Raw genomic sequence first — 12,926 nt, 5'->3', positions numbered from 1 at the left:
AACACTCCATTTTCCAGTTTTTTTAGGTTTTATTAGGCAGAAAGCCAATTCCCGACGGGACTAGCAGGAGGCCGCTCGGGAACTGACTCTATGGGGCCGGGATATACCCGGCCCAGGATTCCGGTTATACGGTGGCTTCGCGGGTGTAACGCTTGGCCTTGTATTGCGGATTCATCAGGTTCTCGATGGAGAGGATCTCGTCCAGTTGCTCGGCGGTCAGCAGGCCGCGCTCAAGCACGACTTCGCGGACGTTCTTGCCGGTCTGGGCACAGATCTTGCCGACGATGTCACCTTCGTGGTGACCGATGAAGGGGTTCAGGTAGGTCACGATGCCGATAGAGTTCAGCACGTGGTTCATGCAGATTTCCGGGTTGGCGGTGATGCCTTCCACGCACTTCTCGCGCAGGGAGATGCAGGCTTTTTCCATCAGGCTCAGGGATTCGAACATGGCCTGACCAATCACCGGCTCCATGACGTTCAGCTGCAGCTGACCGGCTTCGGCGGCGAAGGTGATGGTGACATCGTTACCGAACACCTTGAAGCAGGACTGGTTGACCACTTCCGGGATGACGGGGTTGACCTTGGCCGGCATGATGGAAGAGCCAGCCTGCATTTCCGGCAGGTTGATCTCTTTGAGCGCGGTACGCGGGCCGGAGGAGAGCAGACGCAGGTCATTACAGATCTTGGACATTTTCATGGCCAGACGCTTGATGGCGCCGTGCAGCATGACGTAGGCGCCGCAGTCGGAGGTCGCTTCGATCAGATCCTCTGCCGGCACATAGGCACGACCTGTGATCTCGGCCAGGCGCTTGATGGCCAGGGCGGAGTACTCGGGCGGGGTGTTCAGGCCGGTACCTATGGCGGTGGCGCCCAGGTTCACTTCCAGCAGCAGCTCCTGGCAACGCTTGATGGACTTGATCTCTTCGCGCAGGGTGACGGCGAAGGCGTGGAACTCCTGACCCAGGGTCATGGGGACAGCATCCTGCAGCTGGGTACGACCCATCTTCAGGATGCTCTTGAATTCGGCAGCCTTGGCATCGAAGGCAGCGATCAGCGCTTCCAGGGCATGGAGGGTGGTGTCGGTGCTGTTGACCACGGCCACGCGGAAACCGGTCGGGTAGGCGTCGTTGGTGGACTGGCACTTGTTGACGTGATCGTTGGGGTTGATGACGTCGTAACGGCCCTTCTCCAGACCCATCAACTCGAGTGCTATGTTGGCCAGCACTTCGTTGGTGTTCATGTTGACGGAGGTACCGGCGCCGCCCTGATAGACATCGACCGGGAACTGGTCGAAGCACTTGCCGGTGTTCAGCATCAGGTCACAGGCTTCGATGATCTTGTCAGCGATTTCGGGACGTATGGTGCCCAGCTCACCGTTGGCCAGTGCGGCGGCCTTCTTGGTCAGCACCATGCCACGGACAAATTCGGGAACGTCAGAAATCTTCTGAGTGCTGATCTTGAAGTTCTCGACGGCGCGCAGGGTATGCACACCGTAATAGAGATCGTTGGAAACTTCTTTGGTGCCCAGCAGGTCTTCTTCAATGCGGACGTTCTTGATGTCGCTCATTGTAATGCCTCAGAAATCAGATAAATGGAAACGATCCTCACCGAGTGGTCGCGACTTCCTTACGCACATTTCATCCTGAAGCACCACACATCGGGTGGGGCAGTGGGGAACCTGTGGCTCCCCTGTGCAATGACTGGGATAGATCTTACCTCAATTGAGGTATCTGATATTAGACTTGGATCACTAAATTTGAGGCAACCCCAAATATCTTGTGGTCATTAAACAGATATTGCAATTGAGCGATTAACTTTGACAGAACAATCACTTCAATCACAGTTGGGCGACTAAATATTTCTCCCGAACCCGGGTTGTCTGACGCCGCGGACTTGAAAAACCGCCAGGGCTCCCCATTTTAGTGACAAGAGACCTGCGCGATGACGAGTTGGCATGGGCCATACTCCGCTGACTGCGCGATGGCAGGTTCATTTATTCACCGCACTGAGGTTGCTATGGGCAAGTTGTTACTGTTGTTGGTTGGCCTGGTATTGCTGGAGCTCACCGTGATGATAGAGGTGGGCTCGGTAATTGGTGCCTTGCCGACCGTGGGCCTGCTGGTGCTGACCGCGGTGCTGGGCTCTTCCCTGGTGCGCAGCGAGGGGATCAAGACCCTGTTCAGCGCCCAGCAGAAGATGCAGCAGGGCGAGATGCCGGGCCGCGAGGTGATGGGAGGCATGATGCTGGCGCTGGCCGGTCTGCTGCTGATCATTCCGGGTTTTGTGACCGACTTCTTCGGCATCCTGCTGCTGCAGCCCTGGCTGCGCAACCGGCTGGCCGACAAGCTGGTGGGCAGCAGCCAGTTCAGGATGCAGATGGGGGGCTTCCAGGGGCAGCAACCGCCGTTCGAGGCGCGCCCTGGCGAGGGGCAGCCGGATCGGGCCAAGGGTGGCGGAACCACAATCGAAGGCGAATTTGAACGCAAAGAGTGAGTGAACGGCGTCGGCCGCCATATCGGGGCCCTCGCCGTCAGGGGTGGACCTGATGGCAGAGCCCCTCAAACCTGCGGTGGGCATAACCCCAGGCCAGCAGCCCCGCCGCCAGGTTTGCCAGTAATATCCCCAGATAGATCCCCTGCTCTCCCCCCAGCTTTGCACCCAGCCAGGCCCCTGGCAGCAAGAAGACAAACAGCCGCATGCCGTTGAAGACGAATGACACCGTCGAGGCTCTGACCCCGTTGAGGGCCGAGGCCAGCAACATCACCATGCCCTGAAAACCGTAGCCGATGGGCACCAGATGCAGGTAGAGCACGATCAGCCGAACTACCTGAGGGTGATCGCTGAACAGGTTGGCGATGAGGGGGGCCAGCAGCCAGACGAGGCCGTAGATGGCGAGCTGGAACAGCAGGGCGAACCGCATGCAGAGCAGCAGGGCTGCCCTGGCTCTCGCCGGATTGCCCGCCCCGCAGTTCTGCGAGACGAAGGGGGCCAGCACGGAAGAGAGCGCCATCATCACGATCAGCAGCAGCGCCTCCACCCTGGAGGCGGCCCCATAGGCAGCCACCACCTCGGTACCCAGGCCGGCGAAGATGACCATCAGCACGGCGTTGGCCAGCGGATTGAGCATGTTGGTGAAGGAAGCGGGCACCGCCACCTGCAGCAGGGCGCGCCAGTGGGCCAGCAGCCGCGGGCGAGGGGAGAGGCGCCATGACAGCAGTTGCTCCCGCTTGCGCAGTATGTGCAGGCTGACCAGCATGGCCATCAGCCAGGAGATCGAGGTAGCGATGGCGGCGCCGCGAATGCCCCATTCGGGGAAAGGGCCGGGCCCGAAGATGAGCAGGGGATCCAGCACCCCGTTGACCAGACCGGCCACCCCCATCACCAGGCTGGGGGTCTTGGTATCCCCTGTGGTCCGGATGGCGGCATTGCCGACCATGGGGATGACCAGCATGGGCACGGTCAGATACCAGATCAGCATGTAGTCATGGATGAGGGAAATGAGCTCGGCGCTGGCGCCCAGCAAGGTAAAGAGGGGCTCTATGGTCAAGGCCCCCAGCACGGCGAGCAGGGTCACCAGGATGACGGCGAGGAACAGGCAGTCGGTGGTGATGCGGGCGGCCTCGTCGTGACGGCCCTGGCCCAGGGCATGACCAAGCAGGGCGCACAGTCCCGCTCCCAGCCCCATGGTGAGGGAGGTGACCACGAAGGTGACCGGAAAGGTGAAGCTGATGGCGGCCAGCGCCTGGGTGCCCAGCATGCCGATGAAGAAGGTATCGACCAGATTGAATGCCAGTATGGCGATGATGCCGAGGATCATGGGGCCCGTCATGCGCAGCAGCACTGGCGTCATGGGCTCGGTCAGCATGGGATTGGGTCGGCTCAAGGCAGGGTCTCTATGTGCTCTGGGCCTAAATGCTGGCCGCGTCCATCCGCCTTCCTGATTGGGGGTGGGTGATCCATCGAAGATACTCATAGTACGTGAAAATATTTTTTTTGTATTTGCCCTTGAAGGGCTACCCAAATTGCCCCAGATCAGGGGCATAACAAATTTGGCCGACTGCGGCCATTCCTCAAGCAACACAGAGACTCATTTTGGGAGAGTTATCGATGAAAATTCGTCCACTGCACGACCGCGTCATCATCAAGCGCATCGAAGCTGAAGCCAAATCCGCTGGCGGCATCGTCTTGACTGGCACTGCGGCCCAGAAGTCCACCCGTGGTGAAGTTCTTGCCGTGGGGACTGGCCGAATTCTGGACAATGGCGATGTCAAAGCCCTCGCCGTCAAGGTGGGTGACAAGGTGATCTTCAACGAAGGCTACGGCGTGAAGACCGAGAAGCTGGATGGCCAGGACGTGCTGATCCTGTCCGAGACCGACATCCTGGCGATTGTCGAAGCGTAATCACTTCCCCCCTTTTCCCGAATTGATTTAAGGACTGAAGAACATGGCAGCTAAAGAAGTTAAGTTTGGCAACGAAGCCCGCATCAAGATGCTGGAAGGCGTCAACATCCTGGCCGACGCCGTCAAGGTGACCCTGGGCCCGAAAGGCCGCAACGTGGTACTGGACAAGTCCTTTGGTGCCCCGACCATCACCAAGGATGGCGTTTCCGTTGCCCGCGAGATCGAGCTGGAAGACAAGTTCCAGAACATGGGCGCCCAGATGGTCAAGGAAGTCGCTTCCAAGGCCAACGACGCCGCCGGTGACGGTACCACCACTGCCACCGTACTGGCGCAAGCCATCGTCAACGAAGGCCTGAAGGCCGTCGCTGCCGGCATGAACCCCATGGATCTGAAGCGCGGTATCGACAAGGCCGTCGTGGCCGCCGTCGCCGAGCTGCAGGCCCTGTCCCAGCCCTGCGCCGACAACAACGCCATCGCTCAGGTCGGTACCATCTCCGCCAACTCCGACGAGAAAGTGGGTGCACTGATCGCCGAAGCCATGGACAAGGTCGGCCGTGACGGCGTGATCACCGTAGAAGACGGTCAGGGTCTGGAAGACGAGCTGGCTGTCGTCGAAGGCATGCAGTTCGACCGTGGCTACCTCTCCCCCTACTTCATCAACAAGCCGGAAACCGGCTCCGTCGAGCTGGACGACCCCTTCATCCTGCTGGTGGACAAGAAGATCTCCAACATCCGCGAAATGCTGCCGGTGCTGGAAGGCGTGGCCAAGGCGGGCAAACCGCTGATCATCGTGGCCGAAGACGTGGAAGGTGAAGCGCTGGCGACCCTGGTGGTCAACACCATGCGCGGCATCGTGAAAGTCGCCGCCGTCAAGGCGCCGGGCTTCGGCGACCGTCGCAAGGCCATGCTGCAGGATATCGCCATCCTGACCGGTGGTACCGTGATCTCCGAAGAAGTGGGCATGGAGCTGGAAAAAGCGACCCTGGAAGATCTGGGCCGTGCCAAGCGCATCGTCATCACCAAAGAGAACACCACCATCATCGATGGCGTGGGTGATGCCGCCTTGATCGAGAGCCGCGTGGCTCAGATCCGTCAGCAGATCGAAGATACCTCTTCTGACTATGACCGTGAGAAGCTGCAAGAGCGCGTGGCCAAGCTGGCCGGCGGTGTTGCCGTGATCAAGGTTGGCGCTGCCACCGAAGTCGAGATGAAAGAGAAGAAAGCCCGTGTTGACGATGCCCTGCACGCCACTCGCGCTGCCGTAGAAGAGGGTGTGGTTGCCGGTGGTGGTGTGGCGCTGGTGCGCGTAGCCGCCAAGCTGGCCTCCCTGCGTGGTGACAACGAAGACCAGAACGTGGGTATCAAGGTCGCCCTGCGCGCCATGGAAGCGCCGCTGCGTCAGATCGTCATCAACGCCGGTGAAGAAGCCTCCGTCATTGCCAACGCCGTGAAGAACGGTGAAGGTAACTTCGGCTACAACGCCTACACCGAACAGTACGGTGACATGCTGGCCATGGGCATCCTGGATCCGACCAAGGTGACCCGTTCTGCCCTGCAGTTCGCCTCTTCCATCGCCGGCCTGATGATCACCACAGAGTGCATGATCTCCGAGCTGCCGAAGAAAGATACCCCGGCCATGCCTGATATGGGTGGCATGGGCGGTATGGGTATGATGTAATTCCGTCATAGTCATCAAACGGCTCGCTTTTGCGGGCCGTTTTTTTTAGTGCTACTAAGCTGAAGTTGTTGATAGTGAAATGATCTGAGGTAAGCATGCGAACATTAGGCCTGATCCCATTACTGTTTTCCCTTGTCGTCCCCACCATGGCATTGGCCGCTCCCGAAGGGCCCGTGATCCTCAAGGTGACGGGGAATCTGGATCCCGCCGACCCGAGTGATGGTGAGGTTGCCTTCGACATGGCCATGATCCAGGCCCTGCCACAGCATGAGATAGTGACGAGCAATCCCTGGGTGGACAAACCGCACAAATACGTGGGACCCAAGCTGGCGGATGTGCTGACGGCGGTGAAGGCCAACGGCAAGAGCATCACGCTCACCGCCTTGAATAGTTTCCAGATCCGGATCAACTGGGATAAGGTCAGGCAATACGATCCCATCTTGGCCTGGCAGGATGATGGGGTGACCATGCGGGTACGTGACAAAGGGCCGCTCTGGTTTATCCTGCCGCTGGATCAGCATCCCGAACTCAAGCGATCCGAGTTCACCGACATGATGATCTGGCAACTGAGCGCAATCGATATTCAGCAGTAAAGACGGTGACTTGCGGGAGTACTGGGTGAAAGCGAAGACCAGGGCCTGGCCCTTACTCGGCGTTCTTTATCTATCCATTCTGTTATTCACGGGTAGCACGCTGTATTGCCTGGTGCAGATACAAAATGCGACCCGGGTGATGGAAAAGTATACCTATGACGTCTCCTGGGCATTGATGCAGTTGCAGCTCGAGCTGGGGCGCTTTATCAATGCCGTCGAGATTTACCACTACGGCGGCATCGACCATGAAACCCTGCTGCTGCGCTATGACATCCTGTGGAGCCGCACCCCCATACTGCTGAGCGGCCAATTGCGCAAGAGTCTGGCGGACAATCCGAAGACGCTGCGGCTGGTCCAGCTGACCGAAAGCAATATCCGCAAGCTGGAGCCGGAGCTGACCAGGCTGAAGCCGGGGATGCCGGACTACCAGCAGATCATGATGACCCTTGCGCCCTTGCAGGAGCCGCTCTCTTACTCTCTCGCCTCCATGATGCAGAAGAACATCAACGTCTATTCGGGCAATGACAAGCGCTTCGGCCAGCTGCGCGATGCCCTGTTGTTCATGGTGTTGGGCTTGGTGATCTCCGTCATTCTGCTCAGCGCTCTGTTGGTGCGTGAAGCCAGGCGTCATTTCAGAACGGCCCGGGTCGATCCGCTGACCGGTCTGGCCAACAGGCTGGCCCTGCTGGAGAAGATGGAGTCCTATGTCAGCCGTGATACTCCCTTTGGTCTGATACTGATCGACATCAACGATTTTCGGGACATCAACAGCAAGTTTGGCTACAGCACAGGGGACATACTGCTGCAGGAGCTGGCCAAGCGGCTGCGTGCCCTGTGTGAAAACGGCGAGTGGGTGGCGCGTCTCGGGGGCGATCAGCTCGCCATGCTGCAACGGGACAGCAGCGACCTGCGCCAGGTCAGGGAGCTGGTGGCAAGAGTGCTCCACGCCATCAAGCAAGACATCATCATCGACAGCTACCCCTTCCGGCTGGAGGTGGGCATAGGCATCGCCTTCTTCCCCACGGACAGCAACCAGACCCAGGAGCTGCTGAGCCGGGCGGAGCAGGCGCTGTTCCACAGCCGCAAGACCCATGTGCCTTATGTCATCTATGACAGCTCCCTGCTCAACGAAACCGCCAGGCGCAAGCACCTCGCCTCCGACATGGTGATGGCGCTGGAACACAATGCCCTGGAGCTCTATTACCAACCCATAGTCAATCTGGAGAGCGGTCGCTGCGAGGCGGTGGAGGCGCTGCTGAGGTGGCGTCATCCCGAGCTTGGCTTCATACCACCCAACGAGGTGATCCAAGTGGCGGAAGAGTTCCAGCTTGCCGAGAAGCTGGGGAGCTGGGTGCTGAACACGGCGTGCGAGCAGCTCCACCAGTGGCAGCACCTGGGCTTGGTCGATCTGCAGATGTGCGTCAACATCTCCCCTGGCATGTATCAGCGCAACCTGTTGAAGCTGGTGGCCAAGGCGCTGATGGAACACCATATTCCCGCATCCTGTCTGGTACTGGAGGTGACGGAAGACACCACAATGCGCGAGGTGAAGAACTCGCTGCAGCTGATGCAGGATCTCAGCCAGCAGGGGGTTCACCTGGCGTTGGATGACTTCGGGACCGGTTACTCATCTCTTAGCTATCTGCAGAAGCTGCCGGTGAGCAAGGTGAAGATAGACAGATCCTTCATCCAGGGCATAGACACCTCCATAGAGGCGGCCGAGCTGGTGGCCAACATCTGCCGCATGGGCTCCATGCTGGGCAAGAAGCTGGTGTGTGAAGGTATAGAGACCCAGGGCCAGCTCGACGTGCTGCGTTCATTGACCGACATCCATCTCTACGGACAAGGCTATCTGTTCAGTCGCCCGGAGCAGGCGTCCAAGGCCTATCAGACCCTGCTGGAGATGGAGGAGCGCTGGCTGGCACGGCGTGCGCCGAACAAGGCATACCTGCTCTGAACGATATGGCTCATGTCTCGCGGAGCCCGGCCGATAGTGTTTAGGCAGGAGGTACACAATGGATATTTCTAGCTCTGCAAATGCGTCGTTTGGTTCTGCACTGATGGTGGCCAGCCTGGCCAAGAAGCAGCAGACCCAGGAGGGCGAATCGGCTTTGAAACTGCTGGCAACGGCAGCGCAGTCCGCTCCGGTAGCGCCGACATCGGCCAGCGCTTCCCTCGGAAGCAGGATCGATATTCGCGTCTGACCCTAATGAAAAAGCCCCCATCTCGCGATGGGGGCTTTTTTATCTCTGCGATTTGCTTCGCATCCCTTCGGATCAGAGCTGGAAGGGGGCCGGGGCTTCGAAGGTCATCCGCTCGCCGCTGCGAGGGTGGCTGATGGTCAGCATGGCCGCATGCAGGTAGAGATGGGGCGCCGCCGCCAGTGCATCCGGATGGGCATAGAGGTTGTCACCCAGAATCGGGTGCCCCAGCTCCAGCATATGGACGCGCAGCTGATGGGAGCGACCCGTGATAGGGGTCAGCTTGATCAGGCTGTTGCCGTTCTCCACCTTCAGTTTTTCCCACAGGGTCAGGGCGTGGCGTCCTTCTTCATGATCCACCTTCTGCTTCGGGCGATTGGGCCAGTCGACGCAGAGCGGCAGGTCGACCTGACCCGAGTCTGCCTCCGGCTCGCCCCACACCCAGGCGAGGTAGTGCTTCTCGGTTTCCCGCTCGCGAAATTGTCGGCTCAGCTCCCGATGGGAATTGGGATTGAGGGGAATGACAATGACGCCAGTGGTGGACATGTCGAGGCGATGAGCTGCCGCCGCCTTGGGGTGCTGCTGTTTCACCCGATGCAGGACGCTGTCTTCATTCTCGGGGCCGCGCCCGGGGACGCTCAGCAGGCCAGTGGGCTTGTTGACCACCATGATGTCCTTGTCCTTGAACAGGATATCGAGCCAGGGTTCCAGAGGCGGTGAGTATTCAAACATAAATGTCTCGCATCAGAAGGTGGGGGCAAGCCCCCATCAGTTATGGGTGACCACGATAAAGCGGCATTGGGTATCCAGCTTGAGCTGGGTCTGGCCGCTGTCGGTCGGTACCTTGTCAGTTATGGGTGACCACGATAAAGCGGATTGCGTCCAGCTTGAGTTGGGTCTGATCGATCAGGTGGTGCAATTCTGCCTGCAGATTGCGCAGATAATCCAGTTCGCTGTCGCGCACGTTCGGGTTGACCGCCTTGAGCGCTTCCAGACGATCCAGATCCTGCTGCAGAGTCTGCGCCATCTGGGCGCGGGCCTTGTCGACAATCCCGGCTTTCAGCTCGTCGGCAATGACCTGCCCCTTGCCAATCAGGCCGTGGATCACCGGCTGTGACGCGGTGACCAGCTTGCTGCCGAGGTGGCGGTTGACCGGGGTCAGCTGGCGGTTGAAGGCATCGAACGCCACTTTTTCGCCCAGATTCTGGCCGTTCTTGTCCATCAGCAGACGGATCGGGGTCGGCGGCATGAAGCGGTAGAGCTGGGGATGGGCCGCAGACTCGGCAACGAAGATCAGCTCAAGCAGGATGGAGCCGATGGGCAGCGCCTTGTTCTTGAGCAGTGCGACCGAGGTAGCACCGATCTCGGAGCCCAGGATCAGGTCGATACCGCCGCGCATCATGGGGTGATCCCAGGAGAGCAGCGCCATGTCATCCCGCGACAGGGCGGTGTTGCGATCGAAGGTGATGGTCATGCCGTCTTGCGGCAAGCCCGGGAAGCTGGAGACCAGCATGTGATCCCCGGGCGTCAGCACCAGTGCGTTCTCGCCCCTGTCATCCTGATTGACGCCGATCTCGTCGAACATCTTGAGGGCGAAGGAGATCATGCCGGTGTCGTCATCTTCGGCGGCCAGCTTGTCGACCAGCTGCTGGGCGGCGGCGCCACCGCTGGAGTGGATCTCCAGCAGGCGATCGCGACCCTGCTCCATGCGGGATTTGAGCGGCTCGTGGATCTCCCGTGTCCTGGCCAGCAGGGTATCCAGAGCGGCTTGATCACCCGTATTGGCGGCAAGCAGTTCGAACAGCTCGTCACGCACCGCTTCGAATACCGGGCGGGCAGTCGGACAGGTCTGCTCGAACGCGTCCAGGCCGTCGTGATACCACAGCTGCAGGGCGCGCTGGGCAGTCCCTTCCAGATAGGGAACGTGGATCTCGACGGTATTCTGCTGACCGATACGGTCCAGTCGGCCGATACGCTGTTCCAGCAGGTCCGGGTTGAGAGGCAGATCGAACAGCACCAGATGGCTGGCAAACTGGAAGTTGCGACCCTCTGAGCCGATCTCGGAGCAGAGTAGCACCTGGGCGCCGCCATCCTCTTGCGCGAAATAGGCTGAGGCCTTGTCCCGCTCGAGGATGGACATCCCTTCATGGAACACTGTGCCGCGGATCCCTTCACGGGTACGCAGCGCCTCTTCCAGCGTGATGGCGGTGGCAGCTTCGGAGCAGATCACCAGCACCTTCTGTTGACGGGCAGAGAGCAGCAGCTCCAGCAACCATTCGACGCGGGGGTCGAACTGGGTCCAGGTGGCGTTGTCGCCTTCGAACTGCTGGAAGATCTTCTCGGGGTAGAGGTAGCGCAGGGCGCGGGTCTGCAGATCGCCACCATTGCCACCCATCATGCCCATCACCTTGATGGCGGTCTTGTACTGCTCCGGCAGCGGCATGGGGTAGACGTTGAGGTGACGCTCGGGGAAGCCCTGAATATTGGCGCGGCTGTTGCGGAACAGCACCCGGCCGGTGCCATGCTGATCCAACAGCTTGGTGACCGCTTGTTGGCGGGCGGCAGCATCGCTCAAGTCCAGCCCTTCCAGCTGGCTGGCGAGGGTCTGCCTGGCTTCATCGCTCAGGGTCTCGCCATCCAGCAGCTCTTGCGCCGCGCTGGCGACCTGACCGTAGGCCTGTTCCTCGGCGAGGAAGGCCTCGTAGTCGTAGAAACGCTCGGGGTCGAGCAGGCGCAGACGGGCAAAGTGGCTCTGGTGGCCCAGCTGATCCGGGGTCGCGGTCAGCAGCAGCACACCAGGCACCTGTTCGGCCAGCGCCTCCACCATTTCGTAGGCACGGCTCGGCGCCTCCTCGCTCCACTCCAGATGGTGCGCTTCGTCGACAACCAGCAGATCCCACTCGGCTTCCAGCACCTGCTCGAAGCGACGACGCTTCTTGCGCAGGAAGTCGAGGCTGCAGATCACCAGCTGCTCGGTTTCGAAGGGGTTCTCCGCATCGGCGAATGCCTCGATACAGCGCTCCTCGTCAAACAGGGAGAAGTGCAGGTTGAAGCGGCGCAGCATCTCGACCAGCCACTGGTGCTGCAAGGTTTCGGGCAGCAGGATGAGCACCCTATGGGCGCGACCGGAGAGCAGCTGCTGATGGATGATCATGCCCGCTTCTATGGTCTTGCCCAGGCCCACCTCATCGGCCAGCAATACACGCGGGGCGTAGCGGTGACCCACTTCATGGGCGATATAGAGCTGGTGCGGGATCAGGCTGACCCGGCCACCGGCCAGACCACGAGTCGGGTTGCGACGGCGTTGGTGCTGGTTGATCAGCGCCTCGTAGCGCAGGGTAAAGCGGGACATGCGGTCAATCTGACCGGCGAACAGGCGATCCTGCGGCTTGTTGAACTTGATAAAGTTGCTGAGAAACACTTCCTTGAGGGCAACGGGCTCATCGTTGTCGGTGCGTACACCTACATATATAAGCAGGCCGTCTTTTTCCTGCACTTCTTCGACCGTCATGGTCCAGTCTTCGTGAGTGACAATCTGATCGCCCACATTGAAGCTGACCCGGGTCACCGGCGCCTCTTCTTTGGCATACATGCGGTTTTCACCGGTAGCCGGAAACAACAGGGTAACCATGCGTCCTTCAACAGCAACGACAGTCCCCAACCCCAGATCCGTCTCTGTATCACTAATCCAACGCTGGCCAAGTGCAAAAGGCATTAAACTCTCCAAAGCCCAAGAGTGTGAGAATCGCAAAGGGGCGCTATGTTACCCGAAGGCCGGATCCCGATCACCATGGTTATGGTGTTCGGGAAAGGCAATTCGATACAACCTTGATCTACTGACACCCTTGACCCGGCAAGGGGTAGAAAGTGCCTGCATACGGAACCCTGCTTGAGCATTAAAACACCGCCTTGGTTGATTGGTGAGCGGTTGAGCTGGAAATGCGAATTTTATGCGAAATCACCCTTGCCAATCCGAGCCAGCTCCCTATAATGCGCATCCATCGACAGGGCAAGCGGCAACGCAAACAACCCAGTCGGTAACCTCGAAAAGCC

At 59.6% G+C, this 12,926-nt stretch carries 10 protein-coding genes; 6 read left to right on the top strand and 4 right to left on the bottom strand.

The window, feature by feature from the left end; translation table 11 throughout:
* Positions 1 to 124 precede the first annotated feature (124 nt).
* Positions 125 to 1,567 (bottom strand): aspartate ammonia-lyase, encoded by a 1,443-nt coding sequence (gene aspA, locus G4923_RS03650; protein WP_106884964.1) that lies wholly within the window; start codon positions 1,565 to 1,567, stop codon positions 125 to 127.
* Between the two features lie 449 nt (positions 1,568 to 2,016).
* Here aspA and G4923_RS03645 point away from each other — a divergent pair, with 449 nt between their 5' ends.
* Positions 2,017 to 2,493 carry an FxsA family protein gene (locus tag G4923_RS03645; RefSeq protein ID WP_163135551.1) on the top strand — a complete coding sequence of 159 codons (477 nt, stop codon included), beginning with the start codon at positions 2,017 to 2,019 and terminating at the stop codon, positions 2,491 to 2,493.
* A gap of 37 nt (positions 2,494 to 2,530) precedes the next feature.
* Here the strand turns inward: G4923_RS03645 and G4923_RS03640 are convergent, their stop codons facing one another.
* Entirely contained in the window at positions 2,531 to 3,865 is a 1,335-nt protein-coding gene (locus G4923_RS03640) for an MATE family efflux transporter (RefSeq protein WP_240455260.1), read from the bottom strand.
* 242 nt (positions 3,866 to 4,107) lie between these two features.
* On the opposite strand from G4923_RS03640, the gene G4923_RS03635 reads away from it, so the two are divergent.
* The 5 genes from G4923_RS03635 to G4923_RS03615 all read left to right on the top strand — a co-directional run bounded on the left by G4923_RS03635 (position 4,108) and on the right by G4923_RS03615 (position 8,876).
* Positions 4,108 to 4,401, top strand: a complete 294-nt coding sequence (locus tag G4923_RS03635; protein ID WP_005318973.1) for a co-chaperone GroES — start codon at positions 4,108 to 4,110, stop codon at positions 4,399 to 4,401.
* Between the two features lie 43 nt (positions 4,402 to 4,444).
* Positions 4,445 to 6,079 carry a chaperonin GroEL gene (gene groL, locus G4923_RS03630; protein WP_025325745.1) on the top strand — a complete coding sequence of 545 codons (1,635 nt, stop codon included), beginning with the start codon at positions 4,445 to 4,447 and terminating at the stop codon, positions 6,077 to 6,079.
* Positions 6,080 to 6,174: 95 nt separating this feature from the next.
* Entirely contained in the window at positions 6,175 to 6,672 is a 498-nt protein-coding gene (locus tag G4923_RS03625; RefSeq protein WP_163135549.1) for a putative pterin-binding protein, read from the top strand.
* Between the two features lie 25 nt (positions 6,673 to 6,697).
* Positions 6,698 to 8,629, top strand: a complete 1,932-nt coding sequence (locus tag G4923_RS03620) for an EAL domain-containing protein (RefSeq protein WP_163135547.1) — start codon at positions 6,698 to 6,700, stop codon at positions 8,627 to 8,629.
* 58 nt (positions 8,630 to 8,687) lie between these two features.
* A complete protein-coding gene (locus G4923_RS03615; RefSeq protein ID WP_163135545.1) occupies positions 8,688 to 8,876 on the top strand; it encodes a hypothetical protein in 189 nt (62 codons plus the stop codon).
* A 72-nt stretch (positions 8,877 to 8,948) separates the two neighbouring features.
* Here G4923_RS03615 and rluA read toward each other — a convergent pair whose 3' ends face one another.
* Together rluA and rapA are read right to left on the bottom strand one after the other, a co-directional pair.
* Complete coding sequence (gene rluA / locus G4923_RS03610) at positions 8,949 to 9,605, bottom strand: bifunctional tRNA pseudouridine(32) synthase/23S rRNA pseudouridine(746) synthase RluA (RefSeq protein ID WP_163135543.1); 657 nt, start codon at positions 9,603 to 9,605, stop codon at positions 8,949 to 8,951.
* Positions 9,606 to 9,720: 115 nt separating this feature from the next.
* On the bottom strand, positions 9,721 to 12,588 hold the full coding sequence (gene rapA / locus G4923_RS03605; RefSeq protein ID WP_163135541.1) for an RNA polymerase-associated protein RapA: 2,868 nt from the start codon (positions 12,586 to 12,588) through the stop codon (positions 9,721 to 9,723).
* Positions 12,589 to 12,926: the final 338 nt, after the last annotated feature.

This window comes from Aeromonas rivipollensis (assembly GCF_010974825.1).
GTDB classification, from domain to species: Bacteria; Pseudomonadota; Gammaproteobacteria; order Enterobacterales; family Aeromonadaceae; genus Aeromonas; species Aeromonas rivipollensis.
Note: the sequence above shows the minus strand (reverse complement) of the source record. Positions and strands in the feature narration are given on the sequence as shown.